General features: G+C 62.0%; 16 protein-coding genes. 12 read left to right on the forward strand and 4 right to left on the reverse strand.

The window, feature by feature from the left end:
- Nucleotides 1-7 precede the first annotated feature (7 nt).
- Both B5V00_RS12635 and B5V00_RS12640 read left to right on the forward strand, forming a co-directional pair.
- Nucleotides 8-1,906, forward strand: a complete 1,899-nt coding sequence (locus B5V00_RS12635; protein WP_085011166.1) for a penicillin-binding protein activator — start codon at nt 8-10, stop codon at nt 1,904-1,906.
- 2 nt (nt 1,907-1,908) lie between these two features.
- Nucleotides 1,909-2,700: a carboxypeptidase-like regulatory domain-containing protein gene (locus tag B5V00_RS12640; protein WP_085011167.1), complete on the forward strand. Its 792-nt coding sequence runs from the start codon at nt 1,909-1,911 to the stop codon at nt 2,698-2,700.
- A gap of 36 nt (nt 2,701-2,736) precedes the next feature.
- On the opposite strand, the gene B5V00_RS12645 is transcribed toward B5V00_RS12640, so the two are convergent.
- A complete protein-coding gene (locus tag B5V00_RS12645; protein ID WP_085011168.1) occupies nt 2,737-3,660 on the reverse strand; it encodes a putative 2-dehydropantoate 2-reductase in 924 nt (307 codons plus the stop codon).
- Between the two features lie 32 nt (nt 3,661-3,692).
- Nucleotides 3,693-4,571: a tetratricopeptide repeat protein gene (locus B5V00_RS12650; protein WP_085011169.1), complete on the reverse strand. Its 879-nt coding sequence runs from the start codon at nt 4,569-4,571 to the stop codon at nt 3,693-3,695.
- 238 nt (nt 4,572-4,809) lie between these two features.
- Between B5V00_RS12650 and B5V00_RS12655 the strand changes: the two genes are divergently transcribed.
- The 5 genes from B5V00_RS12655 (at nt 4,810) to cysS (ending at nt 10,297) form a co-directional block, all read left to right on the forward strand.
- Nucleotides 4,810-5,310 (forward strand): CarD family transcriptional regulator, encoded by a 501-nt coding sequence (locus B5V00_RS12655; RefSeq protein WP_085011170.1) that lies wholly within the window; start codon nt 4,810-4,812, stop codon nt 5,308-5,310.
- Between the two features lie 195 nt (nt 5,311-5,505).
- Nucleotides 5,506-6,204, forward strand: a complete 699-nt coding sequence (gene ispD / locus B5V00_RS12660) for a 2-C-methyl-D-erythritol 4-phosphate cytidylyltransferase (RefSeq protein ID WP_085011171.1) — start codon at nt 5,506-5,508, stop codon at nt 6,202-6,204.
- Nucleotides 6,204-6,701 carry a 2-C-methyl-D-erythritol 2,4-cyclodiphosphate synthase gene (gene ispF / locus B5V00_RS12665; protein ID WP_085011195.1) on the forward strand — a complete coding sequence of 166 codons (498 nt, stop codon included), beginning with the start codon at nt 6,204-6,206 and terminating at the stop codon, nt 6,699-6,701. The genes ispD and ispF overlap by 1 nt, the downstream gene beginning before the upstream one ends.
- A 308-nt stretch (nt 6,702-7,009) precedes the next feature.
- Entirely contained in the window at nt 7,010-8,671 is a 1,662-nt protein-coding gene (locus tag B5V00_RS12670) for a glutamine--tRNA ligase/YqeY domain fusion protein (RefSeq protein WP_085011172.1), read from the forward strand.
- A 144-nt stretch (nt 8,672-8,815) separates the two neighbouring features.
- Nucleotides 8,816-10,297: a cysteine--tRNA ligase gene (gene cysS, locus B5V00_RS12675; RefSeq protein ID WP_085011173.1), complete on the forward strand. Its 1,482-nt coding sequence runs from the start codon at nt 8,816-8,818 to the stop codon at nt 10,295-10,297.
- A gap of 243 nt (nt 10,298-10,540) precedes the next feature.
- Here the strand turns inward: cysS and B5V00_RS12680 are convergent, their stop codons facing one another.
- Complete coding sequence (locus B5V00_RS12680) at nt 10,541-12,175, reverse strand: fatty acid--CoA ligase (RefSeq protein ID WP_085011174.1); 1,635 nt, start codon at nt 12,173-12,175, stop codon at nt 10,541-10,543.
- Between the two features lie 280 nt (nt 12,176-12,455).
- On the opposite strand from B5V00_RS12680, the gene B5V00_RS12685 reads away from it, so the two are divergent.
- Nucleotides 12,456-12,710, forward strand: a complete 255-nt coding sequence (locus B5V00_RS12685; RefSeq protein WP_085011175.1) for a type II toxin-antitoxin system Y4mF family antitoxin — start codon at nt 12,456-12,458, stop codon at nt 12,708-12,710.
- Between the two features lie 3 nt (nt 12,711-12,713).
- Complete coding sequence (locus tag B5V00_RS12690) at nt 12,714-13,973, forward strand: type II toxin-antitoxin system HipA family toxin (RefSeq protein ID WP_085011176.1); 1,260 nt, start codon at nt 12,714-12,716, stop codon at nt 13,971-13,973.
- A 101-nt stretch (nt 13,974-14,074) separates the two neighbouring features.
- Here B5V00_RS12690 and B5V00_RS12695 read toward each other — a convergent pair whose 3' ends face one another.
- Nucleotides 14,075-15,178: a CNNM domain-containing protein gene (locus B5V00_RS12695; protein ID WP_085011177.1), complete on the reverse strand. Its 1,104-nt coding sequence runs from the start codon at nt 15,176-15,178 to the stop codon at nt 14,075-14,077.
- A gap of 464 nt (nt 15,179-15,642) precedes the next feature.
- On the opposite strand from B5V00_RS12695, the gene uvrB reads away from it, so the two are divergent.
- From uvrB to B5V00_RS12710, 3 genes are all read left to right on the forward strand, one after another.
- Nucleotides 15,643-17,643: an excinuclease ABC subunit UvrB gene (gene uvrB / locus B5V00_RS12700; RefSeq protein WP_085011178.1), complete on the forward strand. Its 2,001-nt coding sequence runs from the start codon at nt 15,643-15,645 to the stop codon at nt 17,641-17,643.
- A 442-nt stretch (nt 17,644-18,085) separates the two neighbouring features.
- Entirely contained in the window at nt 18,086-19,915 is a 1,830-nt protein-coding gene (locus B5V00_RS12705; RefSeq protein ID WP_085011179.1) for an acyl-CoA dehydrogenase family protein, read from the forward strand.
- Nucleotides 19,915-21,312 (forward strand): dihydrolipoyl dehydrogenase family protein, encoded by a 1,398-nt coding sequence (locus B5V00_RS12710; protein WP_085011180.1) that lies wholly within the window; start codon nt 19,915-19,917, stop codon nt 21,310-21,312. Before B5V00_RS12705 ends, B5V00_RS12710 begins: the two co-directional genes overlap by 1 nt.
- The last annotated feature ends 8 nt before the right edge of the window (nt 21,313-21,320 follow it).

Genomic DNA, 21,320 nt, shown 5'->3' on the forward strand with positions numbered 1-21,320 from the left:
AGGTTTCATGATGCGGCGCCTGCTGCTGATTCTGCTGCTGGTCCTGATCGGCCAGGCCCCGGTTGTTCTGCCGGCGGTCGAACTTCCCGGCAGTCTTGCGAGCCGGCCGCTGACCGAACGCGAGACCTTCGAACGCGGGCGGGCCGCCTATCTTCAGGGAGACCTGGACACCGCTCTCGGCCTGTTGCGTGGTTTTGTCGTCCGCTATCCCCATTCCTCATTCAATTCCCGGGCCTACCTGACCCTGACGCGGATTTTTTACCAGCGGCAGCAGTATGCCGACGCCAGGCTCTACCTGGAGCGGATTCCGGAGCTGGAAGAAACACCGGAAGGGCGTCTGCTGCAGGGGGCGCTCGACATCGCCGAGGGGGATCCTTCGCACGGCGTGGAGCGCCTGAGCGCCCTGTCTCCCGGCGATCTGCTGCCTGCCGACCAGGTCCTGCGGGCGGACGCCCTGGCCCGCGGTCTGGCGGCTGAGCAGCGGACGCTGGAGGCACTGCTGGTGCTGCACCGTCAACTGGCAACTGAAAACACAGCAGCCGGGGATCGAACAACCCTGCTGCGACTGGCCCACGAGTTGCTCGACTCCCTGGATGCCGCCGACCTCGACGAAGCCGCGTTCATGTTCACCGGCACCGCCATCGGCCAGGATGCCCTGCTGCAGCAGGCGCAGCGCCTGGTTTCCCGGGGACAGACCGAGCAGGCGTTGCCACTGGTCCGAAAGCTGGTGGCCGATCCGACCCCCTTTGCCTACCGGCGCGACGCGGTGCTGCTGCTCGATCGGTTGACCGGTCAGCCCTGGCTGCAGCGGGCGGTGGGCATCATGCTGCCCCTTTCCGGTCGCTATGCCGCCTTTGGTGAACTGATCCGCAAGGGAATGGACCTCGCCCTGCAGCTGCATCCCGACAGCGGCATCCGCTTTATTTACCGTGATGTGGCCGGTGCCGAAGATGCCGCCCTGGTTGTTGACCGGCTGGCCAACGAAGAGCGGGTCATGGCCCTGGCGGGGCCGATTACCGGCACCCGTGCCCTGACGGCGGCCGGTCAGGCCCAGCAGCAGCAGGTGCCGCTGATTTCCCTCTCCCAGCGTGACGGTATCCCCGAACTCGGCAACTACATTTTTCGCGATACCCTGACCAGTCGGCTGCAGGTCCGGGCCCTGGCCCGTTACGCGGTCGAGGAAAAGGGCTACACCTCCTTCGGCATTCTGCGCCCGCAGAACCGGCTCGGTGAGGAGTTCGCGCGCCTGTTTTCTGAAGAAGTCCTCGCTCTCGGCGGGCTGGTGGTCGATGAGGAGGTCTATCCGACCGATGCCACCGATTTCAGGCGGCAGATCAGGATGCTGATGGGGCAGGATCCCGAAGCGCCGGACGAGCCGGCGGAGATGACCGAGGAGGAGCAGCTTGAGGACCTCTTCGTCCCTGATTTTCCGGCGGTCGACTTCGATGCCCTGTTCATTCCCGATTATGCCGACATGGTGGCTCTGATCGCCCCCCAACTGCCTTTCTACGGGATCGAAAATATTCCGCTGCTCGGCATCAACGGCTGGAATTCTCCTGACCTGGTCCGCAATGCCGGCCGCTATGTCGAGGGCGCGGTTTTTCCGGACGGTTTCTTCCGTCACAGCAGCTACCCCTTCGTCGAGGACTTTGTCCGTCTCTACTATGACCGCTACGGCGAGGAGCCGTCGATTCTTGAGGCTCAGGGTTTCGATGTCGCCGGACTGCTGCTGAGCATCCTTGAACGTCCCGACGTCACGACCCGCGAGGATGTGCGCCTGGCTCTCAGCCGGCTGAGTCATTATCCGGGAGTGACCGGTGCCACCAGTTTCGATTTCCAGGGGGAGGCGGAGAAGGAACTCTTCCTGCTGCAGGTCCAGAACGGCCGTATCGTGCAGATCAATTGATCATGCGACCCTTCTGCACCCAACGTCTGTCGCTGTTGCTCTGCGGACTGCTGTTCGTCATCCTCTGCGGATGCGTTCCGCCTTCGGCATCGGTTTCCCCGGCGGAAGCCGAGGGCGACGCGATGGTGACCGGTGTTGCCGGCCGGGTGGTTGATGCCGGCGGCAAGCCGGCGGCCGGGGCCTGGGTTTATGCCTACCGCAGTGACCGCACCGGGCTGCGCGGCCCGGCCGATTTTGCCGCCCGGGTGGATGCGGACGGCAGCTACCTGCTCGATCTGACCGAAGGAAATTACTGGCTGGTGGCCCGCCTGCGCCAGGGGCGAGCCGACAGCGGACCGCCGCGACGTGGAGACGCCTGGGCGCCTTACCAGCGCAACCCGGTGCGGTTGCAGGCGGGGTCCGTCGAACGGGTCGATTTCATTCTGCAGAAGGTTGTCAGCCCGACGTTGTTGCGTCAGGGCAGCCTGGTCAGCGGCGATACCGGCTTTTCCGGAACCCTGGTCGATGCCCAGGGGCAACCGCTGGCCGGAGCTTTCGCCCTCGCCTACCGTGACGCCGACCTGCGGCGGATGCCCGATTTCACCTCCACACCGGCGACCGAGCGGGGACGCTTCACTCTCTTCGTCAGCCGGCCGGGACACTACTGTATCGCCGCTCGGCTCAAAACCCGCGGCCAGCCGCAGCCGGGTGAGCCCTACGGGGTCCTCGGGCGGGGGAAAGCCGGCTGTCCCAGGGTTGAAGCGGGGCAGATTCTGGATGTCGGCCCTATCGTCCTCAGCCCTTTTCACCAGTAACCGGCCGGGCAAAAACCTCCCTCTGCGGCGTTGCCCTCACCCCGCAAAGTCTTCCTCCCCCAGGTCGAGCAGAGCGTGCAGCATGGCGACCTGGGGCATCTCCGCGCCCACCGCCGCCGCCCGTTTCAGGGGTTCCGCGTAGATCGCCGCCAGTTCCAGCGGCCGCTGCTGCTGACGGTCAATCATCATGCTCGGCCGGTAATGGTCCATCTGCCCGGTCATCGTCAGCAGTTGGCCGATAAATGCCGGTCCGTCAATCGTCTCGCGCAGCCCTTGGCGGTTGGCGGCGGCGACCACTTCCGTCATCATCTTTTCGACCAGGGCGCGGCTGCCGGCATGCGCCAGAAGTTCGGTCACATCCCGCCCGGTCAGGGCGCAGAGGCCGTTGAAGGGGATATTCCAGACCAGCTTTTCCCAGCGGCAGCGCAGCAGATCGGCAACCGCCTCGCAGGGGATGCCGGCTGCGCAGAACCGCTCGGCCAGTTCTTTGGCCCGCGGCGTCAACCCGGCGGCGAATTCCCCTAGGCGGATGCGGCCCTCGCCGAGGTGCAGCACCTCTCCCGGTTCACCCCGGTTGGAACAGAGAAAAGCCACGCCGCCGAGGATCCGTTCGGCGCCGAAGGCGGTCGCCAGCAGTTCCTCGTTGCCGAGCCCGTTCTGCAGGGTGAGAATGGCCGTCCGCGGCCCGAGCAGCGGGCGGACCAGATCGACCAGTACCGGGTTGGCGAAGGTCTTCAGGCCGACCAGCACCAGGTCGACCGGGCCGATTTCGCGGCTGTCGCGATAGCCCCGGATTTGCGGCAGATGGAAATCCCCATGGACGGAACGCACAATCAGTCCGTCCCGACGGAGGGCTTCATAATCACGCCGCAGCAGAAAGTGCAGATCCTCTCCGGCGCGCTGCAGCATGGCCCCGTAGTAGAGGCCGAGGGCACCGGAACCGACGACGGCAATCTTCATGGCAGGACTCCTCCAGGTCGGGTCGTGATGGATCAGAAGCGGGTCCGCCATTTCAGCATGGCTGTCTTGCGGCCCAGTTCCAGGTCGAGACCGTGGCGGTCGCGCAACCGCTGCAGGGTGTCCAGGCGTTGGTCGCGGTTGGACTTGTGGGCGCCGTTGACGGCATTGTAGATGTTGCCCGAATACCAGCCCAGTTCGAAAAAGACCAGGATGCCGCCGAGAACCTGGTTGTCGTTGTCGAATGCCTCGATGGCGGCAAGAATAAAGGCGGCGTTGAGCGCGAAGGAGATGCCGGCGTCACGAGTCCGGCCGACATAGAGCTGCCCGGCGCCAGGCAGCAGGGCCGACAGGCTGCCGGCCAGGAGAGGGGATTTTTCCTCCAGCTGCCGCAGCAGGTCGAGATCGGCCGCCAGTTCCGCGGCCTGTGGCTGGGCCAGGCGGGAGAGTTCGTTCCCGGCGGCGGAATAATCCTGTTGTTCAATAAAGGTCCAGGCAACCCGGTATCGGGCCGAAGGAGCCTGCTCCGGATGCAGTTCGCCCAGCAGCCGGTAGCGTTGTCGGGCCTGGGTATAAAGTCCCCGGCGAAAGGGGATCTCGGCGTAGAGCAGAGCCCCGCGGAGGGCCTCGGGGCTGGTCGGCCAGTTCTTCTGCAGCTGCTGCAGCTGTTCTTCCGCCTGCTCCCAGCGGTCCCCGGCCAGAAAGGCGCGGGCAATGCGCAACCGGGCGTGGGCCCCTTCGTCCGCTTGTGGATGCTGGAAAAGGAAGCGTTTGTATTCGGTGATGGCGCGGTAGTAATCGCCCTCGGCATAGAGGGAATCGGCAAAATCGAGTTGCGGCAGGCCGGTGGCGGCAAAGGCCGGAGCGGCGACCATCAACAGCAGCAACAGGGTGGCGGGACACAGGCGGGACATGATCGCTCCTGGGCGGTTGGAGGCTTGTCAGTTCAGGATCCGGGCGCGTCTCGCGGGGATCGTCGACTTGCAAAAAGCGTGAGGGCTCGCTAAAATAAACCCCGGTTCGTCAACGGCGGGATGTGCCAGCCGAATCCTAGCACAACGGCCCTTTTTCGAGCCAGACCAAATCCCTAAGTCCCTGTTTCTAAAGCCTTTCAGAATTGACTTCAAAAACAGCCTGTGTTAAACTGGAAAAATGCAAAAAACAAATGAGTTCAAAATCGGCGATCGAGCGGTTTACCCGTCCCAGGGCGTGGGTGTCATTGAAGCAATTGAGTCCCGCGAATTCTCCGGAGTAGAAAACAAATTTTACGTCCTGCGCATCGTTGACAGCGACATGACCATCATGGTTCCGGTGGGCAATGTTTCCCAGGTCGGTCTGCGGCGCCTGGTCAACAAGAAACAGGTGGCCACTGTCTATGAGCTGCTTGAAGACAAGGCGGACATGTCGGGGGGGGTGGCGTCCTGGAGCCGCCGGCAGCGTGAATACAACGAGAAGATCAAGTCGGGCGACCTGATGGAAGTTGCCGAGGTACTGCGCGAACTCTACCTGATCAAGGAAGACAAGGAACTCTCCTACGGCGAAAAGAAGGTTCTGGAACTGGCGCGCAAGCTGCTGGTTTCCGAGATCGCTCTCGCCGAGGGCAAGGCCGAGGAAAAGATCGCCCAGCGAGTCGAGAGCATGCTGCTCAACTGAATCGCTGCCGGCAGATACTGCACGAGGCCGGGCCGTTGCGCCCGGTCTTTTTTATTTACCCTGAATCAGTGAGTGCCTTGTCGGCGGACAGCACTCGCCTTCCAACAGGAACTCACGGATTCAGGGTCTCCTCAATCAGCGAATCCTTCACCAGGTTCAGGTTGAACCGTAGATGACACGAGCGGAGTTGGAAAGATGGCAGTTCTGGCGTTGATTCCGGCCGCCGGTATCGGTCGGCGGATGGGGGCCGATGTCAGCAAGCAGTTTCTGACGCTCGCCGGTCGTCCGATCCTCGCCCACACCCTGGATATTTTCCAGTCCAGCTCCCTGGTCGATGCGATTATCCTGGTCGTGCCGCGGCAGGAGCAGGATCTCTGTCGTCGCCAGGTTCTTGCCTCCGGCCGTTATTCCAAACTGCGCCCGCTGGTTGACGGCGGTGCCGAACGTCAGGATTCGGTCCGCAACGGGTTGCGGGCAAGTGGTGCCGCCGCTGATGATATCGTCCTCATCCATGATGGCGTCCGGCCGTTGTTTGACCCGGGCCATCTGCCGGAACTGATTGACGCAGCAGAGACAACCGGTGCCGCGGTTCTTGGGGTGCCGGTCAAGGATACCGTCAAGCGGGTCGCCGCTGGACGGGTCACGGAAACGCCGCCGCGCAGTGATCTGTGGCTGACACAGACACCGCAGGCCTTTCCCTTTGCCGTCATCGCCGAGGCCCATGAAAAGGCTCTGACAGAGGGCTTCGCCGGGACTGACGATGCCTCGCTGGTGGAACGCCTGGGGCGTCCGGTGGCGATGGTGGAAGGCGATTATCGCAATCTGAAAATCACCACTCCGGAGGACCTGCTGGTCGCCGAAGCCCTGATGGACAGAGGAGGGAACAGGCCATGATGCGTATTGGCCATGGTTATGATGTTCACCGCCTGGTTTCAGGCCGTCGACTGGTGATCGGAGGGGTCGAAATCCCTTATCGCCTCGGCCTGCTTGGCCACTCCGATGCCGATGTGCTGCTGCACGCCATCTGCGACGCGGTTCTCGGCGCGGTCGCCGAAGGAGATATCGGCCGTCACTTTCCCGACAGCGATCCGGATTACGCCGGCATCGACAGCCGCAAGCTGCTGGCCGAATCGGTGCGCGTCGCCGAAGGCCGGGGCTACCGGATCGGCAACATCGACGCCACCATCATCGCCCAGCAGCCGAAGATGGCGCCGCACATTCGCGCCATGGTCGAGAATATCGCCGGTGCCTGCGGGATCGATGTCCGCCAGGTCAACATCAAGGCCACCACCACCGAGGAACTCGGTTTCACCGGCCGCGGCGAGGGGATTGCCGCCCATGCCGTGGTGCTGCTGAAGAATGTCGACATCAGCGCCGAGCTGGATGTTTGAAAACGGATAGAAGCAACCACGAAGGCAAGCAATTTCCACCACAGAGTCACAGAGGACACAAAGAGAATCTATAAGACGGGTTGGGATATTCGTCCTTCATGTTTTTGCGGGTTCGCGTCTGTGCTCTCTGTGACTCCGTAGTGTGGTTTACGCAGAAACGAAGAACTCGGCAACAACCCGTTTTCACCACAGTGGCGCCGAGGACACAAAGAGACTTCTGTAAAGAGAGGTTTAGGTGTTTGGGGTTCACCTCTGTGTTCTCTGTGACTCTGTGGTGAGATTCAAAGGTTTTAGGATAAAAACTGATTATGAGCGAAGCAATCACGACACCGAGCAATTTCATCCGCAACATCATCGATGCCGACCTCGCCGACGGCAGGCGCACTGAGGTGGTGACCCGCTTCCCGCCGGAGCCGAACGGTTACCTGCATATCGGCCACGCCAAGAGCATCTGTCTCAATTTCGGCCTGGCCGAGAGCTACGGCGGTCGCTGCCACCTGCGCTTCGACGACACCAATCCGGCCAAAGAGGAGGATGAGTACGTCGAGGCGATCAAGCGGGACGTCGCCTGGCTCGGTTTCGACTGGGGCGAGCATCTCTACTTCGCCTCCGACTACTTCGACCAGCTCTACGCCTGGGCGGTGCAGTTGATCAAGGACGGCAAGGCCTACGTCGACAGCCAGAGCGCCGAGCAGATGCGCGCCAATCGCGGCACCCTGACCGAGCCCGGCGTCGACAGCCCCTACCGGAACCGCAGTGTGGAGGAGAATCTTGATCTGTTCGAGCGGATGAAGCAGGGCGAGTTTCCGGACGGAGCCCACATCCTGCGGGCGAAGATCGACATGGCCTCGCCCAATCTCAACCTGCGCGACCCGGCGATGTACCGGATTCTGCATGCCGAACATCACCGCACCGGCGACAGCTGGTGTATCTACCCGATGTACGACTTCGCCCACGGTCAGGAGGACTCCATCGAGGGGATCACCCATTCGATCTGCACCCTTGAGTTCGAGGCCCATCGGCCCCTTTACGACTGGTTCATCGCCCAGCTCGGCATCCATGCCCCGCAGCAGATCGAGTTCGCCCGGCTCAACCTCTCCTATACGGTGATGAGCAAGCGCAAGCTGCTGCAGCTGGTCGAGGAGGGCCTGGTCGCCGGCTGGGATGATCCACGCATGCCGACCATCTCCGGGATGCGCCGGCGCGGCTACCCGGCGGCGGCAATCCGTAATTTCTGCGAGCGCATCGGGGTCGGCAAGGCGGACGCCTGGATCGATCTGTCAGTGCTGGAAGACTGTGTCCGCGAGGTGCTCAATGAATCCGCCCTGCGGCGGATGGCGGTCCTCAAACCGCTCAAGGTGACGATTACCAACCTGCCGCAGCCGGAAATGGCCTGTCGCGGCGCCAACCACCCGCAGCAGCCGGAGCGCGGTGAGCGTGAACTGCTGCTGACCCGTGAGATCTACGTCGAGCGGGACGATTTCATGGAGGACGCGCCGCGCAAGTTCTTCCGTCTCGCCCCCGGCCGCGAGGTGCGGCTGCGCAACGCCTGCGTGATCAGGTGCGACGAGGTGATCAAGGATGATGCCGGCGAGGTGATCGAACTGCGCTGCAGTTGCGACCCCGAGACCTTCGGCGCCAATCCTGCCGACGGCCGCAAAATCAAGGGCACCATCCACTGGGTTTCGGCTGTCCATGGCCGGCAGCTGCCGGTGCGGATCTACGACCGCCTGTTCCGGGAAGAAAATCCGGACAAGGCCGGCGACTTCCGCGATTGCCTCAACCCCGAGTCACTGCACGAAACCCGCGCCTGGGTTGAACCGGCACTGCTCGATATCGCCCCGGGAGAAACCGTACAGTTCGAACGCACCGGCTACTTCACCGCCGACGCGATCGACTCAAAGCCCGGCGCCCCGGTCTTCAACCGTACCGCGACCCTGCGTGACAGCTGGGCGAAGGTGAAGAAATAGTCAAAAGGCTTAAAAGACAGCCACCAAGACGCCAAGAGCACCAAGAAGGACAAAACCAAAAAGATTTTCGGGTGTTCTTGGTGTTCTTGGTGTCTTGAGCGAACGCAGTGAGCGGGTGGCCCAAAAAATTTCAGGAGCGTTCCAATGAGTCTGCGTGTTTACAATACCCTCAGCGGGAAGAAGGAAGAGTTCAAACCGATCGAGCCGGGCAAGGTGCGGATGTACGTCTGCGGCGTCACGGTTTACGACTATTGCCATATCGGCCACGCCCGCGCCAATATCGTCTTCGACATCATCTACCGCTACCTGCAGTATGCCGGCTATGATGTCACCTACGTGCGCAACTACACCGACGTCGACGACAAGATCATCAAGCGCGCCAACGAGCGGGGCATCTCCAGCAGGGAGCTCTCCGAGGAGTTCATCCGTGCCTTCGACGAGGATATGGCGACCCTCGGCCTGGCGCTGCCGACCCATCAGCCGAAGGCGACCGACTATATCGCCGAGATCATCGCCATCTGCGAGAAGCTGATTTCCAAAGGTCTCGCCTATGAGGCCGGCGGCGACGTCTACTACCGGGTGCGGAAATTCCCCGGTTACCTGAAGCTCTCCAAGCGCAATATGGAGGAGATGCAGGCCGGAGCGCGCATCGCCCCGGGGGAGCAGAAGGAAGATCCGATGGATTTCGCCCTCTGGAAAGCGGCCAAGCCGGGTGAGCCGAGCTGGGAATCCCCCTGGGGCGCGGGGCGGCCGGGCTGGCACATCGAATGCTCGGCGATGAGCTCCTCGCTGCTCGGCGAGACCTTCGACATCCACGGCGGCGGCCGTGACCTGATCTTCCCCCACCACGAGAACGAGATCGCCCAGTCGGAAGGGGCGAGCGGCAAACCATTCGTCAACTACTGGCTGCACAACGGCTTCGTCAATGTCGACCAGGAGAAGATGTCGAAATCCCTCGGCAACTTCTTCACTATCCGCGACATTCTCAAGAGCTACGATCCCGAGGTGCTGCGTTTCTTCATCCTCACCGCCCACTACCGTTCGCCGATCGACTTCTCCGACCAGAACCTCAAGGAGGCGAAGGCCGGCCTGAGCCGTTTCTACGAGGCTCTCAAGGCGGCGGATGAAACCCTGCGCAGCCACCCGTTGCCCGAGCGGCCCGTCTGCCCGGAGATCAGTGACGCCGAGCGGGAGATCTACGACCGGATCGAGAACCTGGAGGATCTGTTTGCCGCGGCGATGGACGATGACTTCAACACTGCCGCCGCCATCGGCCACCTGTTCGAAGCGGTGCGCGGCATCAACCGGCTGATCGGTGAAGCGCGTTTCGATGAGTGCAACCTGTCGCTGCGGGTGATCGAGGACGGCGCGAAAAAGCTGCGCGAACTCGGCGGCGTACTCGGTCTGTTCGGTTCCGACCCGGTTGCCTGGCTGGAAGGGCAGAAGAGCGCCGGGCTGCAAGGCGCGGGACTGAGCGCCGAGGCGATCGAGGAGTTGATCGAGGAACGCCGGGCGGCGCGGCAGAACCGCGACTTCGCCCGCGCCGACCAGATTCGCGACGCCCTCGCCGCGCAGGGGATCGAGCTGCTCGACTCCAAGGACGGGACGAGCTGGAAGGTCAAATAAGTCGGGTTCGTTCAGAAAAACACGAAGCCCCCGCAACCGGGAACCGGTTCGGGGGCTTTTTATTTTTTGGGGCCGCCAAGGCGCCAAGAAGGTCAAAAACCTTATTAACGCAGAGGCGGAGAGGGGCTGAGATGGAGAGAAAACCAAAAACAGCCTTTTGTTTTTTCTGCGTACTCTCCCTCTCTGCGACTCTCCGTTGAAAAAGGTTTTCTTGGCGCTCCTGGCGTCTTGGCGGCCCAAAGCCTACTGCCCGTACTTCTCCCGCAGCACCCGCTTGTTGATCTTGCCGACACTGGTCTTGTCGATCTCCTCCACCAGCCGCACCTTGAGCAGCAGCGCCTGTTTCGACATCATCCCCTTGTCGATGAACTCCCGGACCAGGCCGACCAGTGATTTCTCGTCCGGGACCGCGTCCCCTTTCGGAACCACCAGCGCCAGCGGTCGCTCACCCCACTTGTCATCGACGATGCCGATCACCGCCACCTCGGCGACGGCCGGGTGCTGGCCGAGAATATCCTCCACCTCCAGCGACGAAAGCCATTCGCCGCCGACCTTGATCACGTCCTTGATCCGGTCGGTGATTTTAACGTAGCGTTTCCGGTCCATGCCGGCGACATCGCCGGTGTGCAGGTAACCGCCGCGCCAGAGGGTCTCGGAGTTGCGGTGATCCTTCAGGTAACCCTGGGTCAGCCAGGGGGCGCGGACAACGATCTCACCGACCGACTCGCCGTCCGCGGGAACATCCCGTAACTCTTCATCGACCACCCGCAGATCGACCAGCGGTATCGGCCGCCCGGTTTTGCAGCGGATCTCGACCTCATCGTCGGCCGACAGGTCCTCTTCACCGATATGGGCAACGGTCAGCACCGGGCAGGTTTCCGACATGCCGTAACCGGCAAAGATGTCGATGCCGCGATCCAGGGCGGCGCGGCACATTGCCTGCGGCAGGGCGGCCCCGCCGATCAGCACCTTCCAGCCGCTCAGGTCGATGGTGTCGATTTTCGGGTGACTGAGCAGCATGTGCAGAATGGTCGGCACGCAGTGGGAGAGAGTGACACCCTCGTCCTTGATCAGCTCCAGCAGGGTGTCGGGCGCGTAACGTCCGGGATAGACCTGTTTGATACCGAGGGCGGTGGCGAGATAGGGGAAGCCCCAGGCGTGGACATGGAACATCGGCGTGATCGGCATGTAGACATCTCCCTGGTGGAAGCGTCCCTGGCTGGTCGGGGTTCCCAGAGCGGCCAGTACCCCGAGGGTGTGCAGCACCAGCTGGCGGTGGCTGAAATAGACACCCTTGGGCATGCCGGTGGTGCCGGTGGTATAGAAGGTGGTGGCACGGGTGTTTTCGTCGAATTCGGGGAAATCGAACGTCGTAGGGCTCTCTTCCAGCAAGGCTTCGTATTCGCCGGCAAAGGCGACGGTTGAAGCGGGTGCGGAGTCCTCATCTTGCAGCAGAATGTAGTTTTTCACCGTGTCGATGCGGCCCTTGATTGCTTCGAGAATCGGCAGGAAGTCGGCATGAATCAGCAGCAGGTCGTCTTCGGCGTGGTCGATGGTGTAGAGAATCTGCTCCGGTGACAGGCGAACATTGACCGTGTGCAGCACCGCGCCGAGCATCGGCACGGCAAAAAAACACTCCAGGTAGCGGTGGCTGTCGTAATCCATCACCGCCACCGTGTCCCCCGCCTTGATGCCGAGTCGCTGCAGGGCGCCGGCCAGTTGGCAGACTCGCCGGCGGAAGGCACGGTAGTCGTGGCGGCGCAGTTCGCGGTAGACGATCTCCTGCTCCGGGTTGTCGACCACCGGGGCGTTGAAGAGGTTCTTGATCAGCAGGGGATAGGTATAGGCGGAGGCGGTGCGTTCGATCAATGTGGACATGACAGGGCTCCTTGGCGAAAAGGGATATGGTGGAAAGGTAACTTTTGTTTGCCTGGACTGAATTCTGTCTAGCATGCACGGCCACGGGGCTCAAGGAAAAAGGAGGAGGAAGGCGGATGGTTTCCTTTTTCTTTTCCCGAGCATTTTGCGGGACACAATTAATTTCAAGAATTCCCGGCCCTGTCTGCCCGCCATTCCCGTTCGGTAAGAAAGAGCTTGTCTTTTGGGGTGCCTGACGATAATCTTACCGAAAAGGAAGATTTGTGTTCGCGGAGGGCCCATGGTTGCCGAAAAAATATCGTACGGGAAGATTGATGGTCTTGAACAACTGGGAGTGGTGATCCGCCAGGCGCGCAAGGAACAGGGGGTGACCCAGGAAGAGCTTTCTGCCCTGGTCGGCGTGGGGCCACGGCTGATCGGAGAGATTGAGCGTGGGAAACCGACAGCGGAAATCGGCAAGGTGTTCCGGCTGCTGTCCGGCCTCGGCCTGTCGCTGTCTATCCAGCCCCGTACATCCAGAGACTGGCGGGAGTAAACCATGGAACAGTTGCAGGTCTATCTGAAGGATCGTCTCGTCGGGCGTTTGAACCGTGACCGTGGCCGGCTGTCGTTTGGTTACCATCGCAACTGGCTGGATGATCCCGCAGCCCATCCTCTGTCGCTGTCTCTGCCCCTGCGCGAAGCCCCGTTTGACGATGCTGAAGCCCGCAGCTGGTTCGGCAACCTGTTGCCGGAGGGGGATTTTCTCAATCTCATCGCCCGGCGCCTGGGGCGCAGTACGGGCGATGTTTTCGGTCTGCTGGTCGATCTGGGGGGTGAGTGCGCCGGAGCGGTCAGCCTGCTGGAACCGGGGCGCATGCCGGAGGAAGGGGACTACCGACGGCTTGATGAAGACGCGCTTTACCACCTTGTCACCGACGAGCCTTCCCCGGCCTGGCTGGGAGAGGATCGGGGTGTCCGCCTGTCTCTGGCCGGGGCGCAGAACAAGGTGCCGGTTTATGTCGACGATTCCGGCATCCACCTGGCCACCGGCCGTCAGGCGACCAGCCATATTCTCAAGCCCCGGATTCGCGCCGTCATCGATCTGCCGCATACGGTGGAAAATGAAGTCTTCTGCATGCAGCTGGCAGGCCGGTTGGGGCTGGCGGTTCCCGCTGCACAGATCGGGGAGGTGCGCGACCAGATCTATTATCTGGTCGAGCGGTTCGACCGCTGTCGCGTCCAGAACCGGATCGAGCGGCTTCACCAGGAAGATTTCTGCCAGGCGCTCGGTGTCGAGGCCAACCTCAAGTATGAGGAGAATGGCGGGCCGTCGACCGCCGCAATCTGGCGGTTGCTGCAGCGTCACAGCTCGGCCCCGGCTGCAGACGGGCGTCAGATGCTGCGCTGGATAGGATTCAATTTCCTGATCGGCAACGCGGATGCTCACGGCAAAAATATCGCCCTGCTTTATCGTGGCGACGGTCGTATCCGCCTGGCCCCCTTCTATGACCTGCTCTGCACTGCCGTTTATCCTCCCCTTGACCGGCGGCTGGCCCTGCGCCTCGGTGGGGAGCGCCGCCCGGAGCGCCTGCGTCGACGCCACTGGGAACGGTTGGCCCGGGACTTGGAAATAGCCCCTCGCGCCATTTTTGCCGAACTCGAAAAGCTGACCCGGGCCATCGAAAAAAACGCTGGAGCCCTTGCCGGGCAATTCACTGACCGATACGCCTGCGAAGAGACGATGAACGGCATTCTGGAAATCATCCGTCAGCGCAGCAGCTGGGCCTGGGCGGTGCTGGGTGGCCGGCCTGATTGAGGGAAGGTCGGGGACAGAAACTATGGTCTGGCTATTTAGGCACCGGCAGACGAAGGGGCCGGAAACGATAAGCTGCGCCTGTGGTGAAAAGAACCGGCTCTTTATTCTACCCTATTGCCGCCCCCTGACCTGTCCCGGTCAGCCGGTTCCCGTCCATCGGTTTCCGCCCGCCGTTTCTTCAGCTGCTGCTTCCAGATGGCGGCTTTTTCCAGCGCATACTGCTGCATGTCTGCCACTTTGTCGGCCTCATCGACAATTTCCCGCCCCAGCAACGTTTCCAGCGCATCTTCCAGGGTCACTATGCCGGAATACTGAAGATAGGAATCATGCACCAGAAAGAGGTGTTCCTTGCGCCTGATGAACTGATCCATAAGATGAAACACCGGCGTATCTTTCGGAACCCGGTGAATGGGCGTCATGATCTCCTTCAGAGGCTGGTTCAGCTTCCTGTTCTGGGACGCGGCCTTGAGAATCGTTCTGGCAAAGACCAACCCGGTAATATTGTCAGGCGTGTGTTCAAAAACGGGGATGCGCGAAAAGATGTAAAGGTCATCATGCGCCAATGCATTCTTGATTGTTTCAGCGCCATCCAAGGCAAAAACCACGCTGCGGGGCGTGAGAATGTCCTTGACCTTGACCTGTTTCAGCTGCAGCAGGTTTTCAATCAACTGACTTTCCTCTTCGGCGAGAATCCCACTCTCTTCGCTCATTTCCGCCATCGCGGCAATTTCCTCCCGGGTCGGAGCGCTGTCGGTGGGTTGCTGGATGTGCCGGGTAATGAGACGGGAAACCCACAACAGCGGCAACAAGATGCGGGTCAGGAACTTGACGATATAAGCTGTAGGCCTGGCCAGCTGCCGCCAGTAGGTCGCACCAATGGTCTTGGGAATGATTTCCGAAAAATACAGGATCAGCAAAGTCAGGATGATCGCGATCAGGCTTTGCCACTGAACACCGAAAATCCGCACCGCTTCGGCGCCGACCCCTGCAGCCCCCATGGTATGAGCAATCGTGTTCAGAATCAGGATGGACGATATGGAGGTGTCGATATCGTTTTTCAACTCCCCAAGGAGCCCCTTCACCGGGGAGTTGTCATCCATTGATGCGATATGGGATGGTGTTATGGAAAACAGCACAGCCTCGAGCACCGAACACAGAAAAGACACCAACAGCGCCAGCGACAGGTAGAAAAAGAGTAAGCTCATAGAATTCGGCCGCTATTCCGGTTTGCAGATTGAGTAGCCCCTGAATCAGGTATCCCCCCGCGACGGTTGCTGCCTGATCTTGCCGGTCCGGTTGAAAAAACCGCCCGCCCGTGCGCCCTGTTCCAGTGCAAAACCAGGGAGGGACTTGCTGATACAATGTCCAGACCCGTCTATCACACTAATGTTAACAGAGTCGACAGCGCTGTAATTCCAAAAGTAAAAATGTCTGAATCAGCAGGTCCGACCGCCCGGGAACATTATCAGAAAAAAACGGCCAGCGAATTGTCTCCCGGATGGCCTGTGTGCGTGGTCTGTCATGTCCCCCTCCTGAAGTCGGTTTTTCCTTGTTAGTGGTTTTTGTCTCCGTGCCACGGATTCCAGCCAGATAGCTTCCCGCTCGCCGGAACATTCCCCGTTCACCATTGCTGACGCAACCCGCCCGGTTGTGGTTAAATGATCACATTATGGCGAAATTCGAACTGATATCCGACTATCAGCCGTGCGGCGATCAGCCGCAGGCGATCGACGAGCTGGTCGCCGGGCTTGCACGCGGCGACCGGCACCAGGTGCTGCTCGGCGTCACCGGCTCGGGCAAGACCTTCACCATGGCCAACGTGGTCGCCGAGGTGCAGCGGCCGACCCTGGTGCTGGCCCACAACAAGACCCTGGCGGCGCAGCTCTACGGCGAGTTCAAGGAGTTGTTTCCGAAAAATGCCGTCGAGTATTTCGTGTCCTATTACGACTACTACCAGCCGGAGGCCTACGTGCCGGTCACTGATACCTTCATCGAGAAGGATTCGGCGATCAACGAGGAGATCGACAAGCTGCGCCACAGCGCCACCCGTTCGCTGCTGACCCGTCGCGACGTGCTGATTGTCGCTTCGGTCTCCTGCATTTACGGGCTCGGCTCGCCGGAGGCCTACTACGGCATGCTGGTGCGGCTCGAAGAGGGGATGGAACTGGACCGCAACGAGCTGCTGAAGAAACTGGTCGAGACCCAGTACCAGCGCAACGATGTCGATTTCCATCGCGGCTCCTTCCGGGTGCGCGGCGACGTGGTCGAGGTCTTTCCCGCCTACGAGGAGGAGCGGGCGCTGCGGATCGAGTTCTTCGGCGACGAGGTCGAGGCGATCAGCGAGATCGACCCCCTGCGCGGTCAGGTCATCGACCGTCTCCAGCAGACCGCCATCTTTCCCGCCAGCCACTATGTCGCCACCCGGCCGACCCTCGAGAAGGCGATCAAGCTGATCCAGGATGAACTGCAGGAGCGCATCCAGTTCTTCCGCGCCAACAACCAGCTGCTGGAGGCGCAGCGCATCGAGCAGCGCACCCTGTTCGACATCGAGATGATGGAGGAGATGGGCTACTGCCAGGGGATCGAGAACTATTCCCGCTACCTCGACGGCCGTGAGGCGGGTACCGCCCCGGCGACCCTGTTCGATTACTTTCCCGACGATGCGCTGATGTTCATCGACGAGTCGCATGTTTCGGTCAGCCAGGTCGGCGCCATGTACCGCGGCGATCGTTCACGCAAGGAAACCCTGGTCAACTACGGCTTCCGCCTGCCCTCGGCGCTCGACAACCGGCCGCTGATGTTCAGCGAGTTCGAGGCCAAGGGCATTCAGACCGTCTATGTCTCGGCCACGCCGGCCGATTACGAACTGGAGCAGGCTCAAGGGGTGGTGGTCGAACAGATCGTCCGCCCCACCGGGCTGGTCGACCCGCCGATCGAGGTGCGATCGGCCCGCGAACAGGTCGACGACCTGATCGCTGAGATAAGGACGACCGTCGAACAGGGCTACCGCATCCTGGCAACCACCCTGACCAAGCGCATGGCCGAAGATCTGACCGGCTACCTCGACGAACTCGGCATCCGCGTGCGCTACCTCCATTCCGACATCAAGACCGTGGAACGGATGCAGATCATCCGTGATCTGCGCGAGGGGCAGTTCGACGTGCTGATCGGCATCAATCTGCTGCGCGAAGGTCTCGATATTCCCGAAGTCGCCCTGGTCGCCATCCTTGATGCCGACAAAGAAGGCTTTCTGCGCTCGGCTCGCTCGCTGATCCAGACCTGCGGCCGTGCCGCGCGCAACGTCGACGGCCGGGTGATCATGTATGCCGACACCGTCACCCGTTCGATGCGCGCCTGCATCGACGAGACCGAACGTCGCCGCACCGCCCAGCTGGCCTACAATGAGGAACACGGCATCACCCCGCAGTCGGTGAAAAAGGGCATGCGCAGCATTCTCGAAGATATCGCCGCCCAGGATGGTTCCGCTCCGGCCCTGGCCGCCGAGGAACTGGCGAGCTACGGCAACGATCCGCGGCAACTGCGCAGGAAGATCAAGCAGCTCAAGCAGGAAATGCTGACCGCTGCCGCCGATCTTGAATTCGAAAAAGCGGCTGAGCTTCGTGACCGCATGCTGATGCTGGAGAAGCGGGAACTGGAGTTGCTGGGTTAGACCCAAATCCACCGGCAATTTCGGGATTCGGCTGTCGTTACCCTGAATCAGTGAGTTTCTGTTGGATGGAGAGTGCAAGTGCTTGGCCTGAATGAGATTTCCGGGAATCTGAAGCGCACCCATTGGTTCGCTGGGGATTATTGGGAAGCTCAGGCAGGTCAATGACTTGCGCCATCCGCCGACAAGGGGCTCACTGATTCAGGGTTGCGGTTGAATCTGCTTCGTTGCCTTCACCGCATCGGTACTCAACGTAGCTCGGCTACGTTTGCGCCCGAAGCGGCGCGGCGCCTCGCATCTTCACCCGTCCCGCCACCCTCGGTCCGCAAAACAGCCGGTGGATTTGGGTTAGACGGATCCGTTTGCCCTTCCCCTTGTTCTCTTGTCCTCCGTGCGAGCCGCCCATTCCCTGTTATCCTTGGAAAGGACGGATCGGAGGACTCGCATGATGGACAACAACACAGACAAACAACGCTCCCTCGCCGTGGCCGAGGCGGCCCGTGAGACCGAGTGGCGCAAGCCGAGTTTCGTCGGCGAACTGTTCATGGGACGGTTGCCGCTGGAGCTGGTTTTCCCCTTCCCCGAGCAGTCGGCGGAAGATAGGGAAGCCGGTGATAAGCTTCTGACCGAACTGCGTTCCTTCCTGGAGCGGGAGGTCGACGCCGACCGTATCGACCGGGAGAAGAAGATTCCGAAAAAGGTGATCGCCGGTCTGGCGAAAATGGGCCTGTTCGGCATCAAGCTGCCGACCGAATACGGTGGTCTCGGCCTTTCCCAGGTCAACTACAACCGCATCGTGCAGCTTATCGCCAGTCACTGCGCCTCGACCGCGGTGCTGCTCTCGGCCCACCAGTCGATCGGCGTGCCGCAGCCGCTCAAGCTGTACGGCAGCGACGAGCAGAAACGGAAATACCTGCCGCGGCTGGCGAAGGGGGCCATCAGCGCCTTCGCCCTGACCGAACCGGATGTCGGCTCCGACCCGTCGAGCATGGCCACCACCGCGACGCTCAATGCCGAGGGGAGCGAATGGATCCTCAACGGTCAGAAACTGTGGATTTCCAACGGCCCGATTGCCGACCTGCTGATCGTCATGGCCCGCAGCAACGACCCGGCGGCCGACCATCCGGAAATCACCGCCTTTATCGTCGAAGGCAACAGTGAGGGACTCAGTGTCGCCCATCGCTGCGATTTCATGGGCATCAAGGGGGTCCAGAACGGGCTGCTGCGTTTCGAGAATGTCCGGGTGCCGAACGACAATATCGTCCTCGGTCGCGGCCAGGGGCTGCGGCTGGCGCTGCAGACCCTCAACACCGGACGGCTGACCCTGCCGGCGGCAGCCGGTGGGGTGCTGCAGCAGGCCAATGCCATTGCCCGCCAGTGGGCCAACGAACGGGAGCAGTGGGGAGCGCCGATCGGTCGCCACGAGGCGGTGGCGGGCAAAATCGCTACCCTGGCGGCCGATACCTTTGCTGTCGAGAGCCTGACCTGGCTGACCTCGGCGATGGCCGACCGTGACGACCTCGACATCCGCCTCGAAGCGGCGATGGCCAAGCTCTGGTGTACCGAGGCGATGTGGCGGGGGGTCGACAGCCTGCTGCAGATTCGTGGCGGGCGCGGCTACGAAACCGCCGACTCGCTCGCCGGCCGGGGGGAGTTGCCGATGCCGGTGGAACGGATGCTGCGCGACGCACGCATCAACCGCATCATCGAGGGCACCAGCGAAATCATGCACCTTTTCATCGCCCGCGAAGCTCTCGATCCGCATCTGCGCATCGCCGGCGCGTCGACCACCTCGGCCAAAATCAACCTCGGACGGGCCGCCGCTTTCTATGCCGGCTGGTATCCGCAGCTCTGGCTGCCGCGCCTGACCCTCTCCGGGGCGCCGCCCATGCCGGGGCTGTTGGGGCGCCATCTCCGTTTTGTCGCCAACGGCAGCCGCATGCTGGCCCGTGACCTGTTCCACATGATGCTGCTCTATCGCCGGGGGCTGCAGCAGAAGCAGGCGATTCTCGCCCGCCTGGTCGATATCGGCGCCGAACTGTTTGCCATGACCGCGGTTCTCTCCCGCGCCGCTTCGCTGCACGGGCCGAGCGGCAGCGAACCGGTTGCCGACCTCTTCTGCCGACAGGCGCGGCGGCGTATCGGGGTGCTGCACCGGGCGGTCTACCGCAACGATGACCAGTTCGCCTATGACCGGGCCCTGGATGTTCTCGACGGCCGCTACCCCTGGCTCGAAGAGAACATCGTCAGCACCTGGAGAAAGCCGCCAGCCTGATGTCCCGACACCCCGATCTCGCCATTCTCGGCAGCGGCACCACCGCCTTCGCCGCCGCCCGTCGCGCCGCCGCCGCCGGCAGAAAGGTGCTGATGATCGAACAGAGTCACCTCGGCGGCACCTGCGTCAACTGGGGATGCATTCCGAGCAAGACCCTGATCGACAAGGCCGAAATGTACCACGCCGCGCGCCGCGGAGAAGCCTGGGGGCTGAACCTCAAGGCCGGACCGCCCGACTGTCGCACCTTGATGCGTCTCAAGCAGCGGGCGGTGGAAACCCTGCGTGAAACCCATTACCAGCACGAGCTGGAAAAAACCCCGGGGCTGGAGGTGCTGCGCGGTCATGGACGGTTTCTTTCGCCGCGGGCGTTACAGGTCGGCGCTGAAATCGTGCGCCCGGAACAGATTCTCATCGCGGTCGGCGGCGCGCCGCGGGTGATTCCCCTGCCCGGTCTCGACACGGTCGACTACCTGACCAGCTACAGCGCCCTGCATCTGCCCGACTTTCCCCAATCGGTACTGATGCTTGGCGGCGGCGTGATCGCCCTGGAAATGGGGCAGATGTTTGCCCGTTTCGGCACCCAGGTCATCATTCTGGAACGGGGAAAAAGCCTGCTGCACGAATTCGATCCGCGTCTGACCCGGATGTTTGCCGATATCCTTCATGATGAGGGGGTTGAAATCATGACCGAGGTCGAGACCGAGCGGGTCGAGGGAAGGCCGCAGGGGGTCTGTCTCTACTCGAAGGTTCGGGGAGCGCCGGTCGGGCTCTGCGCCGAACGGCTGATGCTGGCGGTCGGCACCGCGCCGGCAACTGAAGATATCGGTCTTGACCGGGCGGGAGTGGAGGTCGACGAGAATGGTTTCATCAAGGTCGATGCCGGCATGCGCACCAGCACCACGGGCATCTGGGCCGCCGGGGATGTTACCGGACCACCGCTGATCGCCCCGGCCGGAGCCCGCGAGGCGCTGGTCGCCGTCAACAACATTCTCGATCCGCGGGCGGACAGTCGCATCGACCACACCCACACGCCGATGGCGGTTTTCTGCGATCCGGAATTCGCCACCGTCGGTTTGACTGCTGCGCAGGCACGGGTCCGCGGTCTCGAGGTCGAGGAGGCCTATGTCGATCTTGACCAGGTTCCCAAGGCGCACGTGATGGGCGATCGCCGCGGCGGGGTGATCCTGGTTGCCGAACGGCCCTCAGGGCGGGTGCTCGGCTGCCAGATGCTGGCCCCGCGTGCTGCCGACATCATTCACGAAGCGACCCTGGCGGTGCGCTTTGGTCTCGATGTCAGCCAGCTGACCACCACCGTCCACGTCTATCCGAGCATCAGTGACGGTCTGCGCCTGGCCGCGCGCGCTCTTGCCCGCCGACTCGGCCTGCCGATTGTCTGAAGGCTGAA

The organism is Geothermobacter hydrogeniphilus (assembly GCF_002093115.1).
GTDB classification, from domain to species: Bacteria; Desulfobacterota; Desulfuromonadia; order Desulfuromonadales; family Geothermobacteraceae; genus Geothermobacter_A; species Geothermobacter_A hydrogeniphilus.

Bases quoted from the DNA above. Each gene is read 5' to 3' on its own strand.
- B5V00_RS12690 (WP_085011176.1), top strand. From the start codon at position 12,714: ATGGAACAGTTGCAGGTCTATCTGAAGGATCGTCTCGTCGGGCGTTTG.
- B5V00_RS12635 (WP_085011166.1), top strand. From the start codon at position 8: ATGATGCGGCGCCTGCTGCTGATTCTGCTGCTGGTCCTGATCGGCCAG.
- B5V00_RS12705 (WP_085011179.1), top strand. From the start codon at position 18,086: ATGATGGACAACAACACAGACAAACAACGCTCCCTCGCCGTGGCCGAG.
- B5V00_RS12650 (WP_085011169.1), bottom strand. From the start codon at position 4,571: ATGTCCCGCCTGTGTCCCGCCACCCTGTTGCTGCTGTTGATGGTCGCC.
- B5V00_RS12710 (WP_085011180.1), top strand. From the start codon at position 19,915: ATGTCCCGACACCCCGATCTCGCCATTCTCGGCAGCGGCACCACCGCC.
- B5V00_RS12645 (WP_085011168.1), bottom strand. From the start codon at position 3,660: ATGAAGATTGCCGTCGTCGGTTCCGGTGCCCTCGGCCTCTACTACGGG.
- B5V00_RS12685 (WP_085011175.1), top strand. From the start codon at position 12,456: ATGGTTGCCGAAAAAATATCGTACGGGAAGATTGATGGTCTTGAACAA.
- B5V00_RS12680 (WP_085011174.1), bottom strand. From the start codon at position 12,175: ATGTCCACATTGATCGAACGCACCGCCTCCGCCTATACCTATCCCCTG.
- B5V00_RS12655 (WP_085011170.1), top strand. From the start codon at position 4,810: ATGCAAAAAACAAATGAGTTCAAAATCGGCGATCGAGCGGTTTACCCG.
- ispF (WP_085011195.1), top strand. From the start codon at position 6,204: ATGCGTATTGGCCATGGTTATGATGTTCACCGCCTGGTTTCAGGCCGT.
- uvrB (WP_085011178.1), top strand. From the start codon at position 15,643: ATGGCGAAATTCGAACTGATATCCGACTATCAGCCGTGCGGCGATCAG.
- B5V00_RS12695 (WP_085011177.1), bottom strand. From the start codon at position 15,178: ATGAGCTTACTCTTTTTCTACCTGTCGCTGGCGCTGTTGGTGTCTTTT.
- cysS (WP_085011173.1), top strand. From the start codon at position 8,816: ATGAGTCTGCGTGTTTACAATACCCTCAGCGGGAAGAAGGAAGAGTTC.
- B5V00_RS12670 (WP_085011172.1), top strand. From the start codon at position 7,010: ATGAGCGAAGCAATCACGACACCGAGCAATTTCATCCGCAACATCATC.
- ispD (WP_085011171.1), top strand. From the start codon at position 5,506: ATGGCAGTTCTGGCGTTGATTCCGGCCGCCGGTATCGGTCGGCGGATG.
- B5V00_RS12640 (WP_085011167.1), top strand. From the start codon at position 1,909: ATGCGACCCTTCTGCACCCAACGTCTGTCGCTGTTGCTCTGCGGACTG.